Here is a 20,877-nt window from a genome sequence, read left to right as displayed (position 1 = left end):
TTCTCTTGTTGCCGTGCCGCTCCCGGCCCACCATGCTGCCCGTACCCGATGCCGGAGCGAGGTGGCCTGGTCGTCGACCCGGCTCCGGTCCAGCGATGACGTGCACTCTCCCCAGTGCCGAGGAGGCCCCCGGTGACAGCCACCCAGACCCGCACCAACAGGATCGGCGACAAGCTCTCGGGCCGGGTCGCCTTCGTGACCGGCGGGACCCGGGGGATCGGGGCCGCGATCTGCCGCAGCTTCGCCGCCCAGGGGGCCGACGTCGCGGCCGGCTACAGCGGCAACACCGAGCGTGCGGAGATGTTCGCCCAGGACTTCGCCGGGGCGTACCCGGAGAGCCACATGACGGTGCACCGCGGCGACATCGCCAACCCCGAGGACTGCCGGCGCACCGTCGCGGAGGTCATCGAGCAGCACGGCCGACTCGACATCCTGGTCAACAACGCCGGCATCACCGCCGACCGCACCGTGCTGAAGATGACCGACGACGACTGGCGCCGGGTCATCGACGTCAACCTCTCCGGCGCCTTCTACCTCTCCCAGGCCTCGCTCAAGCACATGCTCGAGCGGGGCACCGGCCGGATCGTCATGATCTCCTCGGTCATCGGGGAGATGGGCGGCATCGGCCAGTCCAACTACTCCTCGGCCAAGGCCGGGCTGCTCGGCCTCACCAAGACCCTCGCCCGCGAGGCCGCGATGCAGGTGCAGCGGTCGGGCAAGACCGACGGGCTGGGCATCACCGTCAACGCCGTGACGCCGGGCTACACCGCCACCGAGATGCTCGAGACCGTCCCGGAGAAGGTGCTCGACGGCCTCCGGGCCAAGACCCCCATCGGCCGGCTCGGCGAGCCCGAGGAGGTCGCCCGCGTCGTGCACTTCCTCGCCGCGGACGCCTCCGGCTACATCACCGGCCAGGTGTGGGGCGTCAACGGCGGCCTGGACATGTAGCCGGCGCGCCCCCCCAGCGACCCACCGACGTCAGGAGAGCCCGGGTGTTCGACCGCATCGCCGTCGTGAACCGTGGGGAGCCGGCCCTCCGGCTGGTCCGTGCGGTCCGGGAGCTCAACGCCGAGCACGGCACCCGCACCCGGGTCGTGGCGCTGCACACCGAGGAGGAGCGCCGGGCGACGTTCGTGCGCGCCGCGGACGAGTCCGTCGTCCTGCGCTCCGACGGCGCGGCCAGCCCCTACCTCGACCATGCCGAGCTGGCCCGCGCCCTGCGCGCCAGCGGCGCCGACGCGGCCTGGGTCGGCTGGGGGTTCGTCGCCGAGGACCCGGCCTTCGCCGAGCTGTGCGCCGACCTCGGCGTGACCTTCATCGGGCCGCCGCCGGAGGCCATGCGGCTGCTCGGCGCCAAGATCGAGGCCAAGGTGCTCGCGGAGAAGACCGGCGTCCCGGTCGCCCCGTGGAGCCACGGCCCGGTGGAGGACGCCGAGGACGGCCGGCGCCACGCGGCGGCCATCGGCTACCCGCTCATCGTCAAGTCCCGCAGCGGTGGCGGCGGGCGCGGCATCCGCGTGGTGCGCTCCGAGGCCGAGCTCGACGAGGCGCTGGCCCGCACCCGCACCGAGGCCGAGCGCACGTTCGGTGACCCGGTCGTGTTCATGGAGCGGCTGGTCGAGGGCGGCCGGCACGTCGAGGTCCAGGTCATCGCCGACCAGCACGGCACCGTGTGGGCACCGGGCGTGCGGGACTGCTCGGTGCAGCGGCGCAACCAGAAGGTGCTGGAGGAGTCCGCCTCGCCCGCGCTGAGCGCCGAGCAGGACGCCTCGCTGCGCGCCTCGGCCACCGCGCTGGTCTCCGCCGCCGGGTACGTCGGCGCGGGCACCGTGGAGTTCCTCTACCAGCCGGCCGAGCAGCTGTTCACCTTCCTGGAGGTCAACACCCGGCTGCAGGTGGAGCACCCGGTCACCGAGGAGACCACCGGGCTGGACCTGGTCAAGCTGCAGCTGCACGTCGCCGCCGGCGGCCGGCTGGAGGGCGAGCCGCCGCCGGCCGTCGGGCACGCCGTGGAGGCCCGGCTCACCGCCGAGGACGCCGAGGCCGGCTTCGCCCCCGCCCCCGGCCGGGTGGAGCTGATGCGGCTGCCCGCCGGGCCCGGCGTGCGCGTCGACACCGGCATCGGCGTCGGCGACGTCATCCCGCCGCAGTACGACTCGATGGTCGCCAAGGTGGTCACCTGGGGCCGGGACCGCCCGGAGGCCCTCGCCCGGCTGCGCTGCGCGCTGCGGGAGACCACCGTGGTGCTGTCCGGCGGCACCACCACCAAGTCCTTCCTGCTGGACCTGCTGGACCGGCCCGAGGTGTTCGAGGGCACCGCCGACACCGCGTGGCTGGACCGCGCCGGCACCGGCGCCGTCCGTCCGACGGAGAACGCCTGGGTGGCGATGGTGCAGGTCGCCGTCGACCTGGCCGAGGCCGAGGTCGAGCAGGAGCGGCTCGCCTTCCTCGCGTCCGCGCGCGGCGGGCGCCCCCGCGCCCCGCACGAGGTGGGCCGCACCGTGGAGCTCGGCATGCGCGGGCAGGTGTACCGGCTGACCGTCGCCACCGTCGACCGCGACCGGTACCGCGTCGGCCTGGACGGCCGGGAGGTCGACGTCGAGGTCGACCGGCTCAGCCGGCTGGAGAGCCGGCTGACCGCCGGCGGACGGCGGTACTCCGTGGTCGCCGCCGAGGCCCCCGGCTCCACCCTGGTCGAGGTGGACGGCGAGACGCACCGGGTGTCCCGGGACGTCGGCGGGGTGGTGCGCGCGCCCGCGCCGGCCGTGGTCGTCGCCGTCCGCGTCGCGCCCGGGGACGAGGTGGCGGCCGGCCAGCCGGTCGCCGTGCTGGAGAGCATGAAGATGGAGACGGCCGTGCGGGCGCCGTTCGCCGGCCGGGTGCGCGAGGTGCGGGCCGCCGTCAACAGCCAGGTCGACGCCGGCGCCGCGCTGCTCGCGCTGGACCGGGCCGGCGGCGACGTCGAGGAGGCCGCGGGCGAGCGAGTGGCGCTGCCCGGTGAGGACCGCGCGCCCGACGACGACCCGCGGACGCGCGCGCTCGCCCGGCTGGCCGCGCTGCGGGCGCTGGTCACCGGCTACGACGTCAGCGGCCGGCACGCCCGGCAGCTGGTCGCCGAGTACGCCGCCGCCCGCGAGGAGCTGCCCGTCGACGACGCCGACCTGCTGGCCGCCGAGCTGGAGGTGCTGGTCACCTTCGCCGACGTCGCCGAGCTGTCCCGCAACCGGCCGGCCAGCGAGGAGGAGGAGGCCGACAGCCAGGTCCACAGCCCGCGGGAGCACTTCCACGCCTACCTGCACTCCCTCGACGCCGAGCGGGAGGGGCTGCCGGAGGCGTTCCGCGCCCGGCTGCGCCGGGTGCTGGCCCACTACGGCGTGCACGACCTGGAGCCGGACCCGGCGCTGGACGGCACGGGGCCCGGCGCGGCGCTCACCGAGGCCGTGCACCGGGTGTTCCTCGCCCAGCAGCGGGTCGGGGAGCAGCTGCCCGCGGTGTCGGGGCTGCTGGACCGCTGGCTGGCCGACGACCGCCCGCCGGAGGGCCCGGCCACCGCCGAGGTCGCCGAGGTGCTCGACCGGCTGGTCGTGGCCACCCAGCTGCGCCACCCGGCCCTCGGGGACCTGGCCCGCGCCGTCCGCTACCGCTGGTTCGAGGAGCCGGTCCTGCTCCAGGAGCGCCGGCGGGTGCTCGAGGACGCGCGGCGGCTGCTCGGCGAGCTCGACGAGGCCGCCGCCCGCGGCGACACCGCGGAGTCCATCCGGCGGATCGAGGCGCTCGTCGCCAGCCCCGAGCCGCTGGTGCGGCTGCTGGCCGAGCGGTTCGGCCGCTCGACCACCGCCCCGGACCCGGTGCTGGAGGTGCTCACCCGCCGCTACTACCGCAGCCGCGACCTGGAGGGCGTGCACGCCACCCTGTTGGACGGGGACACCTGCGTCACCGCGGAGTACGACCTGGCCGGCGCCCGGCTGCACCTGGTCGCGCTGATGACCGAGGCGCCGCGGCTGTCCCGGGCGCTCAGCGAGCTGGCTGGCGCGCTGGCCGGGGTCGCCGACCCCACCCAGGTGGTCGTCGACCTGTACGTCGACTGGCCCGACCGCCCGGCCGACACCGACGCGCTGTCCGAGCGGCTGCGCGCCGTGCTGGCCGGCGTCCCGGCGCTGCGGACCGGCCGGCGGGTGACGGTCACCGTGTGCACCCGGGACGGCGGCGTCGAGACGCTCACCTACCGGCCGTCGGAGGACGAGGGCCTGGCCGAGGAGCGGGTCATCCGCGGGCTGCACCCGCTCACCGCGCAGCGGTTCCAGATCTGGCGGCTCAAGGAGTTCGACGGCGAGCGGCTGCCGTCGGCCGAGGACACCTACCTGCTGCACGTCCGGGCGCGGGAGAACCCGAACGACGAGCGGTTCGTGGCCATGGCCGAGGTCCGCGACCTGACCCCGGTGCGCGACGAGCACGGCGAGGTCACCGGCTTCCCGACCATCGAGCGCCAGCTCACCGCCTGCCTGGACAGCCTGCGCCGGGCGCAGGCCCAGCGGCGGGCGCAGGGCCGCTCGGCGCGGCCGCTGGAGCACAACCGGGTGCACCTCTACGCCTGGCCGTCGATCGAGGTGCCGCTGCAGCAGGTGGCTGCGTTCGCCCGGACGTCGGCGCCGCTCACCGTGGGCGCCGGCCTGGACCAGATCGTGCTGCTGGCCCGGCTGCAGGAGGCCGACGGCCGCCCTCCGCGCGACGTGGCCCTGCGGTTCTCCTACCGCCCCGGCTCCGGCGTGCGCATGGAGGTCACCGACCGGCCCACGCAGCCGATGCGCCCGCTGGACGACTACACCGCGAAGGTGCTCAGCTCCCGGGCCCGCGGCTACCCCTACCCCTACGAGCTGGCCCCGCTGCTGGCCGGCCCGGACGGCTCCTTCGTCGAGCACGACCTGGACGCCGACGGCCGGCTCGTCCCGGTGCAGCGCCCGCCGGGGCAGAACCGGGCGGGGATCGTCGCCGGCCTGGTCACCACGCCCACCGAGCGCTACCCCGAGGGCATGACCCGGGTGGCGCTGTTCGGCGACCCGACCAAGGCCCTGGGCACCGTCGCGGAGCCCGAGTGCGCCCGGGTGGTCGCCGCGCTGGACCTCGCCGAGGAGCACGGCATCCCGGTGGAGTGGTTCGCGCTGTCCTCCGGTGCCCGGATCTCCATGGACAGCGGCACCGAGAACATGGACTGGGTGTCCCGGGCGCTGCGCCGGATCATCGAGTACACCCAGGCCGGCGGGGAGGTCAACGTCGTCGTCACCGGCATCAACGTCGGCGCCCAGCCGTACTGGAACGCCGAGGCCACGATGCTCATGCACACCCGGGGCATCCTGGTCATGACGCCGGACAGCGCGATGGTGCTCACCGGCAAGCACTCCCTGGACTACTCCGGCGGGGTGTCCGCGGAGGACAACTTCGGCATCGGCGGCTACGACCGCGTCATGGGCCCCAACGGCCAGGCGCAGTACTGGGCGCCGGACCTCAGCGGCGCCTTGGACGTGCTGTTCCGCCACTACGACCACGCCTACCGGGCCCCCGGCGAGCGCTTCCCCCGCCCGGCGGCCACCACCGACCCCCGCGACCGCGACGTCCGCGACCACCCGCACACCCACCCGGACAGCGAGTTCACCCGCGTCGGCGACGTCTTCTCCGCCGAGCGGAACCCCGAGCGCAAGAAGGCCTTCGACATCCGCACCGTCATGCGCGCGGTGACCGACCAGGACCACCCGGTGCTCGAGCGGTGGGCCGGCATGGCCGACGCCGACACCGCCGTCGTCCTGGACGCCCACCTCGGCGGGCACCCGGTCACCGTGCTCGGCGTGGAGTCCCGGCCGATCCCGCGGCGCGGCAGCCACCCCGCCGACGGGCCCGACCAGTTCACCGCGGGCACGCTGTTCCCCCGCTCGTCGTGGAAGACCGCGCGGGCGATCAACGCCGCCAGCGGCAACCGCCCGCTGGTCGTGCTGGCCAACCTGTCCGGTTTCGACGGGTCCCCGGAGTCGCTGCGCAAGTGGCAGCTGGAGTACGGCGCGGAGATCGGCCGGGCCATCACCAACTTCGACGGCCCGATCGTGTTCTGCGTGGTGTCCCGCTACCACGGCGGCGCCTTCGTGGTGTTCTCCGGCGTCCTCAACGACAACATGGAGGTCCTCGCCGTCGAGGGCTCCTACGCGTCGGTCATCGGCGGGGCCCCGGCCGCCGCGGTGGTCTTCGCCCGCGAGGTCGACAAGCGCACCGGCGCCGACCCGCGGGTGCGCGAGCTGGAGGCACAGGTCGCCGCGGCCGACGGCGCCGGCCAGGGCCGGCTGCGCGCGCAGCTGGCCGGCGTCCGCAGCACCGTCCGGTCGGAGAAGCTCGGCGAGGTGGCCGCCGAGTTCGAGGCCGTGCACGACATCGAGCGGGCCCGGCGCACCGGCTCCGTGCACGCGATCATCCCCGCCGCCGAACTGCGCCCCCGTCTCATCGCCGCCGTCGAGCGGGGGATGGCACGCGTGCCCGACACCCGACCACCGGCCAGGGAGGACCTCCTGTGAACGCCTTCGTCCTGAACCAGCACGGCCGCATGGTGTTCCCCTCGAACATCATCCCGGAGCTGGACTTCTCCACCATGGAGACCCTCGAGCAGCTCGACAGCGTCATCCGCCGGGACTTCGAGACCAAGGCCCCCAGCGGCACGGAGATCCTCGAGCGGGTCCGCACCGGGGGCTACGCCAGCCGCTACGACCTGATGCGGGACATGGCGCTCAACCTGTTCTGGGCCAACCGCTTCTCCATCACCATGTACGAGAAGCGGCCCACCCGCTGGGGCGACCTGCCGCGCAGCCGCTCCGACGTGTTCCTGCCCGTGCTGGAGCCGTGGGAGGACGGCGAGGCCAAGGTCAGCGGCGTGCAGCAGGCCTACCCGCAGCTGCCGTCGCGCTGGGAGAGCCCGTGCGAGGACCGGGTGTTCGACGTCCTGTTCGACGTGTTCGCCAACCGCCGCCACCACGCCTCCACGCTGCCGGCCGTCAAGCCCACGGTCGCGGAGTTCCTCGAGCAGCCCGGCAACCTTACCTTCCGGCTGCCCGACTACGACCCGGACTACCCGGTGTACGACTACGACGACATCCTCGACGTCGACGAGGACGTGCCCGAGCTGACCGCCCTGCACCGCTGGGCGATGGTGCTGCACAACCAGTACCCGTGGGAGCGCTCGAAGGTGGAGCTGGCCGCGGCCGGTGAGATCAAGGACGACGACTGGGTGGTCGCCTTCCACCCGCGGGACAGGGAGGTGCGGGCCTTCCTGCGCCGGCTGCGCACGCAGGCCCCGCCGCGGCAGGCCCCCACCGCCCGGGAGTCCCGCCCGCCGGTGCGGCCCTACCCGGCGGTCGACGTGCGCCAGCGGTTCGCCGTGCTGCCCCGGCTGGAGGCGCTGGCCGCGGTGCACGGCGACCAGGCCTGCAGCAACGAGGACCTGATCCGCAACACCGCCTACAACTGGTCCCCGATGAGCGCCGAGGAGATCAGCAGCAAGACCGGCATCGAGCAGCGCCGGTACAGCTCGCTGCCGCTGGAGGAGCTGGCCCTGCAGGCGGCCGAGGCGGCACTGGCCAAGGCCGGCCGGGAGCCGGAGGAGATCGGCGCGGTGCTGGTGGCCACCTGCACCAGCTCCCGGCTGATCCCCTCGCTGGCCACCTACCTGTGCGGGCAGCTCGGCATGCACCAGGTCTACGCCGCCTACGACATCATCGCCGCCTGCGCGGGCATGCCCTACGGCGTCGCGGAGGCCACCCGGCTGCTGCAGGAGGTGGAGCGGCCGGTGCTGGTGGTCTGCGTGGAGAAGTTCTCCGACAAGATCGGCAACGTCCGGACGTCCCGGATGATCTTCGGGGACGGCGCGGCGGGGCTGGTGGTCGGCCCGGCCCCGGAGGGCACCGGCACCGACTTCGACGTGCTGAAGACCTACGCCAGCGGCCCGGCCAGCGAGGTCAACTCGATCCTGTGGCCCAACCCGGAGTTCGACAACAACATCACCGTGTTCGGCCCGCAGGTGAAGGCGCTGGCCGGCCGCTACCTCAGCCAGATGATCGAGGAGATCTCCGCGCTGCCGCACCCCGACGGCGTCGAGGGCTCGCTGCTGGACAGCGTCGAGCTGATCGTGCCGCACCAGGCGAACAAGACGATGGTCATCGGCCTGGCCGAGCGGGCCGGGCTGTCGGCCGACCAGCTGTACTTCAACATCGAGCAGGTCGGCAACACCTCCTCGGCGAGCATCCCGCTGGCCATCCACGACGCGGTGCGCGACGGCGTCATCGACGCGCCGGTGCGGGTCTTCGCGCCCGGGTTCGGGGCCGGCGCGGTGGCCGGCTACGCGGTGATGCGGGTCGACCCGGCCGTCGTCGCCGTGCAGACCGCGTCGGTGCCGCAGGACGCCGGGACGACGCCGGCCGTGCGGGAGCCGAACGGCTCAGCGCAGGACTCCGCCGGGGTGCAGGAGGCCTTCGGCTGACGGCGGACCCCCCGGCCGGGCCCCGGCGGGGAGGCCACACCACGGTCCGCGGTGCGGACGGCACGCGGTTGCGCGCCTGGTGCAACGACGGCAGCGGGCCGGCGGTCCTGCTGTGCAACGGTCTGGGCGCGCCGGCCGCGGCCTGGCCGCAGGTCACCGGGCGGGACAGCGGCTTTCGGGTGGTCAGCTGGGACCACCGCGGCCTGAGCGGCTCCGAGCGGCCGGCCGACCCCGCCCGGGTGCGGGTGGAGGACCACGCCGCGGACGCCCGCGCCGTCCTCGACGCCTTCGACCTGCCCTCGGCGGCGGTCGTCGGCTGGTCGCTGGGCGTCAACGTGGCCTTCGAGCTGGCGCTGGAGCAGCCCGGCCGGGTGCGCGCTGTGCTCGCCGTCGCCGGCGTCCCCGGGGGCAGCTCGACGTCGGTGTTCGGGCCCTACGGGGTGCCGCGACGGTGGCGGCCGGCCGCGGGGCGGCTGGGCAGCGCGCTGCTGCCGGCGGTCGGGCCGCTGCTGCCGGTGCTCCTCGCCGGCCTGCCGCCCTGGCAGCGGCTGGCGTCGCTGCCGGCGCTGCTCGGCCCGGCCCGCGAGGCCGCCCACCCGGGCCCGCTGGTGGAGGTGCTGCGGGAGTTCGCCCGGCACGACTGGGGCTGGTACCGGCACCTGGCGCTGGCCGTCGCCGAGCACGCCCCGCTCGACCTGGCGCCGGTGCGCTGCCCGGTGACCTTCGTGGCGGGCAGCCACGACACCCTGGTCGACGTCGCCGACGTGCGGGCGGCGGCGCGGGCGGTGGCTGGTGCCCGGCTGCGCGTGCTGGCCGGCACCCACTTCGTGCCGCTGCAGTACCCGCAGGTGATGGCCGCCGAGCTGCGCGCGCTGCTGGCCCGCGCGCCCGGCGCCGGCTGACCCCGGCCGGGTCAGCGGCGCTCGAAGCCGCGGGCCCGCTCCCACTCCGAGACCGTCCCCGCGTAGCCGGCCTCCTCCGCGCGGGCGGCCGCGACCAGGGCGTCGACCACCGCGTCGCCCAGGCCCTTGCGGGCGACCGCGCTGCCGTCGAGTGCGTCGGCGGCCTCCCCGAGGGACGCCGGCAGCGCGGCTGCGCCCGGCCCGGGTGCCCCGCGCACCGGTGCCGGCAGCGGCGGGTCCTCCTCGATGCCGTGCCGGGCGGCCAGCAGCACCCCGGCCAGCGCCAGGTAGGGGTCGGCGTCCCCGCCGGGCACCCGGTGCTCCAGGCGCAGCGAGGCGCCCGAGCCGACCAGCCGCAGCGCGGCCAGCCGGTTGTCCGGGCCCCAGGCGACCGAGGTGGGCGCGAACGCGCCCGGCCGCAGCCGCTTGTAGGCGTTGACCGTGGGCGCGAACAGCAGGGTCAGCTCGCGCAGGCAGGCGAGCTGCCCGGCCAGCACCCGGCGCAGCAGCGCGGACTCCCCGTGCGCGCCGTCCCCGGCCAGCACCGGCGTGCCGTCGGCGCCGCGCAGGCTGACGTGCAGGTGGCAGGAGTTGCCCTCCGCGTCGTCGTACTTGGGCATGAAGGTCAGCGCCATGCCCTCCTGCGCGGCGACCTGCCGGGCGGCGGTGCGGTAGAAGGCGGCCGCGTCGGCGGCGGCCAGGGCCCGGTCGTAGCGGAACACGATCTCGTACTGGCCGGGCGCGCACTCCCCGCGCGCGGACTCCAGCACCAGCCCGGCCGCCGCGGTCTCCCGGCGCAGCCGGCGGGTGAGCGCGTCCATCCGCTCCAGCCCGACCAGCGCGTAGTCCACCCCGGTGCGGGTGGCCGGGGTGAGCCGCGCCCAGCCGGCCGCGTGCGCCTGCGCGTAGGACTCGGTGAACACCCGGAACTCCAGCTCCACCCCGGCGTAGGGCACCAGCCCGTGCCCGGCCAGCGCCTCCACCTGCGCGCGCAGCACCTGCCGCGGCGCGACCTGCACCGGGCCGCCGTCGGGGTGGCGGGCGTCGGCCAGCACCAGGACCGTGCCGGGGTCCCAGGGCAGCGGGCGCAGCGTGGCGAGGTCCGGGGCCAGCACCATGTCGCCGAACCCGGTGCCCTCCGGGTCCAGCTCGCCCGACCGCGCGGTGACCGCCATGTCGACGTCGGTGGTGAGCAGGTAGGTGCACGCGCCGAAGCCGTCGGTCACGGTGCTGTCCAGGAAGTGCCGGGCGGACAGCCGGGTGCCCTGCAGCCGGCCGGCCAGGTCGGGCAGCGCGAGCACCACCTCCTCGACGCGGCCGGCGTCGACGTCGGCGCGCAGCCGCTGCAGCGCGGTCACGCCGGGACCCCGGCGGGGACGGCGGGGACGGCGGCCACCGGGTCGGGCGCCACGGGGTTGGGCACGCAGCCGTGCACGACGTCGGGGGCGGCGTCGCGCTCGGCGCGGTCGTGGAACCCGCCGCCGGTGAGGTGCTCGCGGTTGAGCGCGATCCGCTCGACCTCCGGGGCCAGCAGGCCCAGGGCGTCGAACTCCGCGGCGAGGTCGGGGTGGGCCGCCCGCCAGCCGAGCAGCGCGTCGCGCACCAGGGCCCAGAACCCGCCCTCCGGGACGCCGAGGTGCTCCTCGGCGACGCCGGCGAGGAAGCGGAAGTGCCCGGCCAGGACGGCGCTGGTGATGCTGTGCGCCATCTCCGCGGCCGGCCAGCGCACCAGCACCGCGTCGGCCCGCTCGGACAGCCCCGGGTAGTGGCGGCCGGGCAGCAGCGTGACGTCCTCGGCGAAGTCCTTGACCAGCACCCGCACCGGCACGTCGCCGTCGTCGTACACGACCACGGTGTTCTCCCCGTGCGGGCAGAAGGCGACCCCGTGCCGGGTCAGGCACAGCAGCAGGCCGGGCAGCAGCGCGTCGCACAGCCGGGTCAGCCACTCCCGCGGCGGCAGGCCGGAGCGGTCCACCAGCTCGGCGAGCAGCGCCCGGCCGGCGGGGTCGACGTGCAGCAGCGCGGCCAGCGACCGGGCCCGCTCGCGCGGGCGCAGGTGGGCGGCGACCGGCTCGCGCCACACCGCGCCGAGCAGCTCCCGGTAGCGGTAGGGCACGTCGTCGACCTCGTCGAACAGGTCGTGGGCGACGACCACGCTGGCCACCTCCCCGAGCAGGCCCAGCCCGGTGGCCCGCAGCTCGGGGTCGCCGGCCGGCAGGGTGGCCAGCCAGGCGCTGACGTCGGGGGCGGCCGCGGTGGCCCGCGTCCCGAGCCCCCGCCAGACCAGGGTGTTGCGCACCAGCAGCGGGGTCTTCACGTCCCGCCGTCCGGGGGCGACCAGGGTGCGCACCGAGGCGACCGGGCGGTAGTCCGCCGGTCCCTCGCCGAGCGGCACCAGCCGCCGGTCGGCCAGGTGGGCGGCGAACAGGGTGCGCACCACGGTGTCGTCCTGGTAGGGGTGCACGGGCAGCCACACGTAGTCGCCCGGGTCGGCGACCCGGGCGGCCAGCGCCGCCGCGAGACCGGCGCGGGTGGCCGGGTCCAGCTCCTCGGCCAGCAGCCGTCCGGCGTCCAGCCCCGGGACGGCGGAGAAGGCGGCGACCGACCGGTGCGCGGCGTACCAGCGCAGCCGCACGGTGCCGCGGGACTCCGGGGCGTACCGGTCCAGGTCCGCGGCGTCGAAACCCAGCCGGCCCTTGTTGAGCACCAGCACGGGGTGACCGGTGAGGTGCTGCTCGAGCTCGGCGTGGGGCAGGTCGGCCAGCGCCGCGGCCGGGAGGCCGTCGGCCAGCAGCCGGGCCTCGGCGGCGTGCGTGGCGGTCAGCTCGCGCACCACCTCGGCGGTGGTCGGGCCGTCCAGGCCGAGCACCGCGCGGGCGTCGAGCAGCAGCCGCACCGGGTCGACCGCCGGCCGGTCGCCGCGCAGCACGCTGCCGGGGTCCACCCGCCAGGTGCCGAAGCCGCCGCGGCGGGCGCGGAACCGGTGCACCGGCGCGCCGGGCAGCTCCAGGCGCCAGCGGTCCGGGCCGTCGGGGACCGGGGTGAGCAGCTCCTCGTAGGACAGCTCGGCCAGCGCCTTGGCCACCAGCCGGCGGCCGGCGTCGGTCCAGGCCGGGTCGGTCGGGTCAGCGGGCGGGTGCATCCAGGACCTCCGGGAGGGGGGTGGGCGGGGGAGCGGCGTCCTCGCGGGCCAGCGGGGACACCAGGGCGGCGGCGGCCAGCAGGGCCGCGGCGGCGACCAGCGGCCCGGGCAGCGCGACGGCCACGGTGGCCGTGGCCAGCAGCGGGGCGGCCAGCAGGGCGCCGGAGCGGGCGGTCTCCACGGCGGTGAAGCCCGGCCCGGCGGTGCCGACGGCGGCGAAGACCCGCAGGTCCACCGCGACGACCAGCAGCCCGAGCCCGGCGCCGAGGACGACCCGGCCGGCGGCCAGCGCGGCCGGGCCCGCCGCGGCGGCCAGCGCCTGCAGTGCCAGCCCGCCGGCGGCCAGCGCGGCGGCGGCCGGCAGCAGCCCGCCGCCCAGCCGCCGGGCCAGCGGGCGGGCCGCCGGCAGCACCGCGAGCGCGGCCAGGGCGGGCAGCAGGAACAGCACGGCGGCCGCGGTCAGCGAGCCCCCGCCGCGCAGCACCAGCTCGGTGAAGAACGGCCGGGGGACGGCGGTGCCGAGGTCGGCCAGCACGGCCAGCGCGGCGACCGCGACCAGCGCCCGGGCCGGCAGCCACCGGCGGACGGCGTCCCGCGCCGGCCCGGGCCCCTCCGCCGGCACCGGGACGGGCCGTCGGGCGACCACCCGCCACACCGCGGCGGCCAGCAGCAGGTCGGCGACGGCGAAGGCGGCCAGCCCCAGCCGGGGCTGGGGCAGCGCGACCACGCCGGCGCCGACCAGCGTGGCGAGCACCGCGGCGGCGTGGAAGACCGCGGCGTAGACCATCACCCCGGACAGCCGGTCGCCGTCGCGGCCGCGGGCGGCGACGGCGACCAGCGCCGGGTAGGCCAGCACCATGGAGCTGCCGGTGGCCACCACGCCGGCCGACAGCGCGGTGAACACCGCCAGCGACGGCGCCAGCGCCAGCCCGAGGTCGAGGACCGCCGAGCCCAGCAGCCCGGCCACCAGCAGGTGCGGCAGCGGCCACCGGCGGGCGGCCAGGCCCCACAGCGGCAGGGCGGCCAGCCCGGCCACCCGGCACACGGTGAGGTAGGTGCCGGTGGCGGCGAGGTCCTCGACGCCGAACAGGGTGCGCAGCAGCAGCGGCCAGTACGGGGTCAGCGCGGTCTCGGCGACCAGCTGCAGCGCGACGACCGCGGCCAGGACGACCCGGGCCCTCACGGTGCGCCGAAGGTGGTGAACGCCCCCTGCTGCGGGACGTCGACCAGCGGCCGGCCGGTGACGGCGGACAGGATCGTGGCCGCCCGCCAGGCACCCAGGCCCAGGTCCGGTGCCCCGACCCCGTGGGTGTGCGTCTCGGCGTTCTGCACGAACAGCCCGCCGGGGCAGCGCAGGGCCACCCGGTGGTCGGCGTCCACCCGGTAGCGGCCGTGCTCGTCGGGGTCCAGCAGCGGCAGCAGCGGGTCCAGCAGCGCCGGGCGCCGGGCGGCGTAGCCGGTGGCCAGCACCACGGCGTCGGTGGCCACCGTGAAGGTGCGGTCCTGCTGCACCTGCCGGCACTCCAGGACGTGGCCGTCACCCTCGGCGCGGGCGGACTCCACCGCGACGGCCGGCTGCAGCACCGCGTCCACGCCCCGGCCGCCCACGGTGCGCTCGTAGAGCAGGTCGTAGACCTCGGCGATGGTGGCGGCGCTGATGCCCTTGTACAGCTGCCACTGGGCCGGCAGCAGCGCCTCCCGGGCCGGCTGGGGCAGGCCGTGGAAGTAGCCGGTGTAGTCGGGGGTGAAGTGCTCCAGGCCGAGCTTGGAGTACTCCATGGGCGCGAACGCCGGCGTGCGGGTGAGCCAGCGCAGCGCCGTCCCGGTCTGCGGCTGGGCGCGCAGCAGGTCCAGGAAGACCTCCGCGCCGGACTGCCCGGACCCCACCACGGTCACCGAGCCGGCCTCCAGCAGCGCCGGACGGGCGTCGAGGTACTGCCCGGCGTGCACCACCCGCTTGCCGAGCAGGTCGGTGAACGCCGCCGGCACGACCGGCTCGGTGCCCACCCCGAGGACGACGGCGCGGGCGCGGACGGTGCTGCGCCGCGAGGTGGCGGTGTCGGTGACCGTGGCGACGAAGGCCCCGCCGTCGGGTGCACCGCCGTCCCAGGTCAGCGCCTCCACCCGCCGGCCGAACCGGCAGCTGGGCAGCGACTCCGCGACCCAGCGCAGGTAGTCGTCGTACTCCGCGCGCGGCACCTGGAACCGCTCGGCGAGGTAGAAGCGGAACAGCCGGCCCCGCGCGCGCAGGTAGCACAGGTAGGACCACGGGCTGGTCGGGTCCACCAGGGTGACCAGGTCGGCCAGGAAGGGCACCTGCAGCGTGGCGCCCTCCAGCAGCAGCCCCGGGTGCCAGGACATCGCCGGGCGCTGGTCGAGGAAGACGGCGTCGAGGTCGTCGACGCCGTCGGCGAGCGCGGCCAGCGACAGGCCGAAGGGGCCCAGGCCGATGCCGAGCAGGTCGTGGGTCCTCACGGGTGCACCTCGCGCAGCGGGTTGGGGACCGGGACGTACACCGACTGGGCGGCGACCGGGCCGGCCAGCTCGTCGCGGCCCTCGACCCCGGTGAGCAGGTTGGCCTTGACCGGCAGCCGGTCGGCGGTGAGCAGCAGCTCGGCGGCCGGGGACGGGTCGGGGCCGGCCAGGTGCTCGCGCAGCACGCCCGCGAGCACGCCGAGCAGGTCCCGCTCGTCGGCCAGGCCGGCGCCGGCCAGCGCCGCCGCGCAGCCGAGCAGGTTGTTGACGCCCAGGTAGTACACGACCCGGTCGGTGACCAGCGCGTCGTCGAAGACCAGCCCGGCGTCCCCGGTGACCCCCGGCAGCAGCGCCTCCAGCCCGGAGGCCCGGGAGGCCGCGGCGTACCAGCCCTGGTTGTCGCGGTACCAGCCGCGGTCGGGCAGCCCGTCGCCGTCCAGCCCGACCAGCACGTTCTGCAGGTGGGCCTCCAGGCCGATGCCCCAGCGGCCGTGCAGCCACAGCAGCGGCGAGGCGACGGCGTGCAGCCAGCGCCGGAACCACAGCGCGGCGGCGCGGGGCACCGGCAGGCCGGTCCGGGCGGCGAGCGCGTGCACCAGGTCGGCGGCCGGCGGGTGCCCCCGGTCGGGGCGGGCGTCGACCAGCGCCCCGGCGCAGGCCACCCGGTCGGTGGCGCCGAACGGCTGGTCGCGGACCACGGTGTCCAGGCCGACCGGCCCGTCCGGGCCGTCGACCCCCACCCAGGCGGGGTCGCGGACGACGGCGAACCGCGGGTGCGCCGCGGCCAGCGCGGCGCCGAGGCCGGCGTCGACCAGCCCGGCGGTGCGCACGCCGAGCAGCAGCTCGCCGCGCAGGTTCTCCCGCCGGCTGTTGGTGACCCGCAGCCCCAGGCTGAGCTTGAGCATCACCGGCGCGTCGGGGCGGGCGACGGTGCGCAGCGAGGAGGTGGCCCACCACGGGGGCCCGGCCGGGCCCAGGTCGACCAGGTCGCCGCGCGCCAGCAGGGCCGCCGCGCCGGGGTGGGCGGCCAGCCGGGCGGCCTGCCACGGGTGGGCCGGGACCGGGACGCACCCCGGGGGCACGGCCAGGTCCCCGGCCAGCTCCCGCAGCAGGGCGGGGACGTCGCGGTCCGCACTGCCGGTGGCCACCACACCGGGCCGGGCGGCGAACCAGTGCAGCGGGAAGCGGCCCCGGGCCTCGGGCGCGTAGGTGGCGTCCTCGGCGTCGGGCAGGCCGTCGCGGCTCTTGGTCATCGGGTGCCAGGGGTGCCCGGCCAGCAGGCCCTGCTCGGCGGCCAGCCACGGTGGCAGGCCGGCCGGCGGGTCGGGGTCGGCGGCGCGCCGCAGCGCGTACCGCGCGGCCCGCTCGGCGGACTCGCCGATCCGGGCCCGGGCGTCCGCGGCCCGGTCCTCCGGCAGGCCGGCGCGGGCGGCGGCCTCGGCGGTGAGCCGGCCGGCGACGGCGGCCACGTCCAGCGGGGTGCCGTCGGGGTCGGTGACCGCGGCGAGGTCGTGGTGCCCGCTGGGGGAGCGGCGGGCGACGTCGACGACCAGGGCCCGGCCGGTGGCCGGCAGGTCCACCCGCAGCGGCCCGGGCCCGGGCACCGGGGTGCCGGTCTCCCGCAGCCAGCAGCGCACCAGCACGTCGAGGGCGCCGGTCCGGGCCCGGTCGGCCGGCGACAGCACGGCGGGCGCGGTCACGCGGCGGCCTCCTCGGCGGCGCCCGCGGCGAGCACCAGGTCCAGCAGCGCGTCCACGTCGGCCGGGGTGGCCGCCGGGTTGAGCAGGGTGAGCTTGAGGTGCACCCGGCCGTCCAGCTCGGTGCGCCCCACCACCGCGCGCCCCTCGCGCAGCAGCCGGCGGCGCAGCGCGGCGTTGAGCGCGTCGCCACCACGGTGGCGGAACACCACGGTGCTCAGCGTGGGCGCCGCCGCCAGCTCCAGCCGCGGTTCGGCCCGCACCCGGGCGGCGGCGTGCACGGCCAGGTCGCAGCAGGTGTCGACCAGCGCGCCGAGCCCGGCCCGGCCGAGGGCGCGCAGGGTGACCGCGATCTTCAGCGCGTCCGCGCGGCGGGTGGTGCGCAGCGAGCGGCCGAGCAGGCTGGTGTAGCCGGCGGCCTCGTCGTCGGCCGGGTTGAGGTAGGCCGCCCGCCGGGCCAGCGGCGCGAAAGCGGCCGGGTCCCGGGTCAGCAGCACCCCGGCGGCGGCGGGCTGCCAGCCGAACTTGTGCAGGTCGAGGGTGACGCTGTCGGCCGCGCCGAGGCCGGCCAGCAGGTGCCGGCGCCGGTCGCTGAACAGCAGGCCCCCGCCGTACGCGGCGTCCACGTGCAGCCACCCGCCGTGCGCGCGCACCGCCGCGGCCACGGCGGGCAGCGGGTCGATCGTCCCGAGGTCGGTGGTGCCGGCCGTGGCCACCACCACCGCGCGCTCGCCGGCCGGCGCCGCGCGCAGCAGGGCGGCCAGCGCGCCGGGGTCCACCGCCCGGCCGGCGTCCGGCGGCACGGCGACGACCGGCGGCAGGCCCAGCAGGTGCGCCGCCCGCTCCACGGAGAAGTGCGCGGCCGCGCCGGCGTACAGCCGGACCGGCCCGGGGACGGCGTCGCGCGCCAGCAGCAGCGCGGTGTAGGTCGACCCCGTCCCGCCGGTGGTCAGCACCCCGCCGCCGCCGGGCAGGCCGGCGAGGGCGGCCAGCGCGGCGACCACCCGCTCCTCGAGCACGGTGGCCGCCGGTGCTTGGTCCCAGCTGTCCAGCGACTGGTTGAGCGCGCTGGCGGCCAGGTCGGCGGCGACCGCGACCGGCAGCGGCGGGCAGTGCAGGTGGGCGGCGCACAGCGGGTCGGCCGGGTCGGCGGCGCCCGCCGCCAGCGCGGTGACCAGGCCGGTCAGGGCGGCCTGCTCACCGGTGCCGACCGGGGGCAGCACCCCGCCGGCCAGCGCGGCGTCCACGTCGGCGGCCACCCGGTCGGGGTCGCCGGCGGGCACCGGGCCGCCGCGCGCCGCCCGCCCGGCGGCCAGCGCGTCGAGGGACAGCGCCACGAGCTCGGCCAGCTCGTCGGAGCCGCGCGGCCCGGCGGGCGCGGTCCGCCCGGGGACGACGGCGGTCACGAGCGGTGCTCCCGCTCGGCGGCGGTGAGGGCGGCGTCGAGGCGGTCGAGGACCGCGCCGGCCTCCTCGTCGGTCATCACCAGCGGCGGCAGCAGCCGCAGCACGCTGTCGTGCCGCCCGCCGAGCTCCACGATCAGCCCGCGGCGCAGGGCCTCGGCCCGGACGGCCACGGCCAGCCCCGGGGCCGCCGGCCGGGCGCCGCAACGGTCGGGCTCCGCGCCCGGCTCGACCAGCTCCACGCCGATCATCAGCCCGCGGCCGCGCACCTCGCCGATCGAGGGGTGGTCGCCGGCCAGCGCCGCCAGCCCGGCGCGCAGCCGGCGGCCGAGCTCCTCGGCCCGCTCGGGCAGCCGCTCGGCGAGCACGTGCCGCAGGGTGGCCGCACCGGCGGCCATCGCCAGGGTGGTGCCGCGGAAGGTGCCGGTGTGCGCGCCGGGCGCCCAGGTGTCCAGGTGCTCGGCGTACACGACGACGGCCAGCGGCAGGCTGCCGCCGATCGCCTTGGACAGCACCATGACGTCCGGCTCGACCCCGGCGGCGTCGACCGCCCACATGGTGCCGGTGCGGCCCACGCCGGTCTGCACCTCGTCGACGACCAGCGGGATGCCGCGCTCGGCGGTGACCCGGCGCATCTCCCGCAACCAGGGCAGCGGCGCCGGGACCACGCCGCCCTCGCCCTGCAGCGCCTCCAGGATCATCGCCGCGGGCGGCACCACCCCGCCGTTGGGGTCGTCCAGCAGCCGCTCGACGTAGCGCGCGGACACCTCGCCGGTGGCGTCGCCGAGGCCGAACGGGCAGCGGTAGGCGTGCGGGTAGGGCAGCCGGACCGCCTCGGCGGCCACCCCGGTCATCGGCTCCTTGACCGCGACCCCGCCGGAGGCGGCCAGCGCCCCGGCGGTCATCCCGTGGTAGGCCCCGGTGAAGGCCGCCACCCCGGCGCGGCCGGTGGCCGTGCGGGTCAGCTTGAGCGCCGCCTCGACGGCGTCGGTGCCGGCCGGCCCGCAGAAGTGCACCCGCCCGCGGGCGGCCAGCCCGGGGGGCAGCGCGGCGAACAGCGCGTCGGTGAACTCGTCCTTCTCCGGGGTGGCGATGTCCAGGGCGTGCCAGGGCGCCCCGCGCTCGATGACCCGCTGCACCGCCTCGACGACCACCGGGTGGTTGTGGCCGAGCGCCAGCGTGCCGGCGCCGGACAGGCAGTCCAGGTAGCGGCGGCCGTCCGCGCCGGTCACGGTCATGCCGCGGGCGTGCACGGGCACGATGCGGAAGGTGCGGGCGTAGGTGCGGGCGGCGGACTCGCGGGCCGCCTGCCGGGCCAGCACGCCGGCGGGGTCGGGTGCCGGCGCGGTGTGGTCGAGGGCGGTGTGGTCGAGGGCGGTGTGGTCCAGGGCGGTGCTCACGGGACGACCTCCAGGGCCGGGACGGGGACGGGCGGGGCGGGGCGGACGCCGGTCACCGGGGCGGCGACGACGTCCCGGGTGGCCGGGGGGTGGCCGAGGAAGGCCTGCAGCGCGAACTCCCAGCCGTAGGCGCCGGCGCGGGGGAACACCACCAGGTCGCCGGCGCGCACCCGGTCGACGACGACGTCGCGGGCCAGGACGTCCTCGGGGGTGCACAGCTCCCCGGCGACGGTGACCGCGGTGCCGCGCAGCTCCGGGCGCGGCAGGCCGGGCGGCCAGTCCTCGACGGGGAGCACGGTGAGCGGGAGGGGGAAGTCCTCGGTGCCGGGCAGGGCGAAGCCGCCGATGCCGCCGCGCACCAGGACGTACGCCGTCCCGGAGGAGCGCTTCACGTCGACGACCTCGGCGGCGTACCAGCCGCAGTCGGCGACCAGCCAGCGGCCGGGCTCCAGGGCGACCTGCACGCCGGCCGGGGGCGTGAGCCGGTGCAGCTCCTCGCCGAGCGCGTCGACGTCCAGCGGCGCCTCCCCGCCGTAGGCGACGCCCAGGCCGCCACCGACGTCGACCCAGCGCAGGTCCACCCGGTGCTCCCGGGCGGTGCGGGCCGCCCAGTCCAGGCACCAGGCCACGTAGGCGGCGTGCGCGCGGGCGTCGCGGTTGCCGCAGACGGCGTGCACGTGGAAGCCGGCGACGTCCAGCCCCGGCAGGGAGCGGGCCAGCGCGAGGACCGCGGGGACGTCGGCCTCCGGGACGCCGAACGGCGCCGCCCGCCCGCCCATGGTCAAGGTGCCGCGCACCGCGACCGCGGCGGGGTTGACCCGCAGGCCCACCCGCACCGTCTCCCCGCGGGCGACGGCCAGCGCGGACAGCCGGGCCAGCTCCAGGGGGCTCTCGGCGTGCAGCACCTCGGTGCCGGCGTCCAGCAGCGCGGCGAGCAGGGCGGTGGTCTTCGCCGGCCCGGCGGCCACCAGCCGCGGCGGGCGGCCGGCGGCGAGCAGGGCGGCCCGCCCGGCGGCCGCCTCGGCCGCGGAGGCGACCTCGAAGCCGTCCACGCCGCCGGGCCCGGCCAGCGCGGCGAGCACCTCGGGACAGCCGTTGGCCTTCGCCGCGTAGAACAGCGCGGCCCACGGGGGGAGCGCGGCGCGCAGCGACCGGGCGCGGTCGGCGGCGACCCGCGGGTCGTAGACGTAGCCGCTGACGGTGGCCGTGCGCGCGCGGGCGTGCAGCAGGTCGCGGACGGCGCCGGGGAGGACGGTCGGGGAGAGGGCGTGCGCGCAGCCGCTGGCGGCGGCCGAGGGCGGGAGGAGCACGGGTGCCTCCGGGTCTCGGTCAGGCGGGGTGGGGTGCGC

General features: G+C 77.4%; 12 protein-coding genes. 4 read left to right on the top strand and 8 right to left on the bottom strand.

The genetic code is table 11. The features are described from left to right. Positions 1-132: 132 nt before the first annotated feature. The 4 genes from RTG05_RS11425 to RTG05_RS11410 all read left to right on the top strand — a co-directional run bounded on the left by RTG05_RS11425 (position 133) and on the right by RTG05_RS11410 (position 9,411). The gene (locus tag RTG05_RS11425; RefSeq protein WP_166528731.1) at positions 133-948 is read left to right on the top strand and encodes a 3-oxoacyl-ACP reductase family protein; all 816 of its coding nucleotides are present in this window, start codon (positions 133-135) and stop codon (positions 946-948) included. 44 nt (positions 949-992) lie between these two features. Beyond that, a complete protein-coding gene (locus tag RTG05_RS11420) occupies positions 993-6,554 on the top strand; it encodes an ATP-binding protein (protein ID WP_315911806.1) in 5,562 nt (1,853 codons plus the stop codon). Next, the gene (locus RTG05_RS11415) at positions 6,551-8,509 is read left to right on the top strand and encodes a 3-oxoacyl-ACP synthase III family protein (protein ID WP_208104917.1); all 1,959 of its coding nucleotides are present in this window, start codon (positions 6,551-6,553) and stop codon (positions 8,507-8,509) included. The genes RTG05_RS11420 and RTG05_RS11415 overlap by 4 nt, the downstream gene beginning before the upstream one ends. Positions 8,510-8,577: 68 nt before the next feature. Further along, a complete protein-coding gene (locus RTG05_RS11410) occupies positions 8,578-9,411 on the top strand; it encodes an alpha/beta fold hydrolase (protein ID WP_315911805.1) in 834 nt (277 codons plus the stop codon). An 11-nt stretch (positions 9,412-9,422) separates the two neighbouring features. Here RTG05_RS11410 and RTG05_RS11405 read toward each other — a convergent pair whose 3' ends face one another. Genes RTG05_RS11405 through RTG05_RS11370 form a run of 8 tightly spaced genes read right to left on the bottom strand, consistent with a single transcriptional unit; the run spans position 9,423 to position 20,838 of the window. After that, the gene (locus tag RTG05_RS11405; protein ID WP_166528730.1) at positions 9,423-10,769 is read right to left on the bottom strand and encodes a glutamine synthetase family protein; all 1,347 of its coding nucleotides are present in this window, start codon (positions 10,767-10,769) and stop codon (positions 9,423-9,425) included. Further along, positions 10,766-12,553 (bottom strand): IucA/IucC family protein, encoded by a 1,788-nt coding sequence (locus RTG05_RS11400; protein ID WP_166528729.1) that lies wholly within the window; start codon positions 12,551-12,553, stop codon positions 10,766-10,768. The genes RTG05_RS11405 and RTG05_RS11400 overlap by 4 nt, the downstream gene beginning before the upstream one ends. Continuing rightward, positions 12,537-13,736 (bottom strand): MFS transporter, encoded by a 1,200-nt coding sequence (locus tag RTG05_RS11395; protein WP_166528728.1) that lies wholly within the window; start codon positions 13,734-13,736, stop codon positions 12,537-12,539. Before RTG05_RS11395 ends, RTG05_RS11400 begins: the two co-directional genes overlap by 17 nt. After that, positions 13,733-15,028 carry a lysine N(6)-hydroxylase/L-ornithine N(5)-oxygenase family protein gene (locus RTG05_RS11390; RefSeq protein WP_166528727.1) on the bottom strand — a complete coding sequence of 432 codons (1,296 nt, stop codon included), beginning with the start codon at positions 15,026-15,028 and terminating at the stop codon, positions 13,733-13,735. The genes RTG05_RS11395 and RTG05_RS11390 overlap by 4 nt, the downstream gene beginning before the upstream one ends. Further along, complete coding sequence (locus RTG05_RS11385) at positions 15,025-16,728, bottom strand: IucA/IucC family protein (RefSeq protein ID WP_208104916.1); 1,704 nt, start codon at positions 16,726-16,728, stop codon at positions 15,025-15,027. The genes RTG05_RS11390 and RTG05_RS11385 overlap by 4 nt, the downstream gene beginning before the upstream one ends. Further along, the gene (locus tag RTG05_RS11380; protein WP_166528726.1) at positions 16,725-18,131 is read right to left on the bottom strand and encodes a pyridoxal phosphate-dependent decarboxylase family protein; all 1,407 of its coding nucleotides are present in this window, start codon (positions 18,129-18,131) and stop codon (positions 16,725-16,727) included. The genes RTG05_RS11385 and RTG05_RS11380 overlap by 4 nt, the downstream gene beginning before the upstream one ends. Continuing rightward, positions 18,128-19,528 carry a diaminobutyrate--2-oxoglutarate transaminase family protein gene (locus tag RTG05_RS11375; protein ID WP_315911804.1) on the bottom strand — a complete coding sequence of 467 codons (1,401 nt, stop codon included), beginning with the start codon at positions 19,526-19,528 and terminating at the stop codon, positions 18,128-18,130. Before RTG05_RS11375 ends, RTG05_RS11380 begins: the two co-directional genes overlap by 4 nt. Continuing rightward, entirely contained in the window at positions 19,525-20,838 is a 1,314-nt protein-coding gene (locus RTG05_RS11370) for an alanine racemase (RefSeq protein ID WP_166528725.1), read from the bottom strand. The genes RTG05_RS11375 and RTG05_RS11370 overlap by 4 nt, the downstream gene beginning before the upstream one ends. Positions 20,839-20,877: the final 39 nt, after the last annotated feature.

It is taken from the genome of Geodermatophilus sp. DSM 44513 (assembly GCF_032460525.1).
GTDB lineage: Bacteria > Actinomycetota > Actinomycetes > Mycobacteriales > Geodermatophilaceae > Geodermatophilus.
This window is presented reverse-complemented; position numbering and strand designations above follow the sequence as displayed.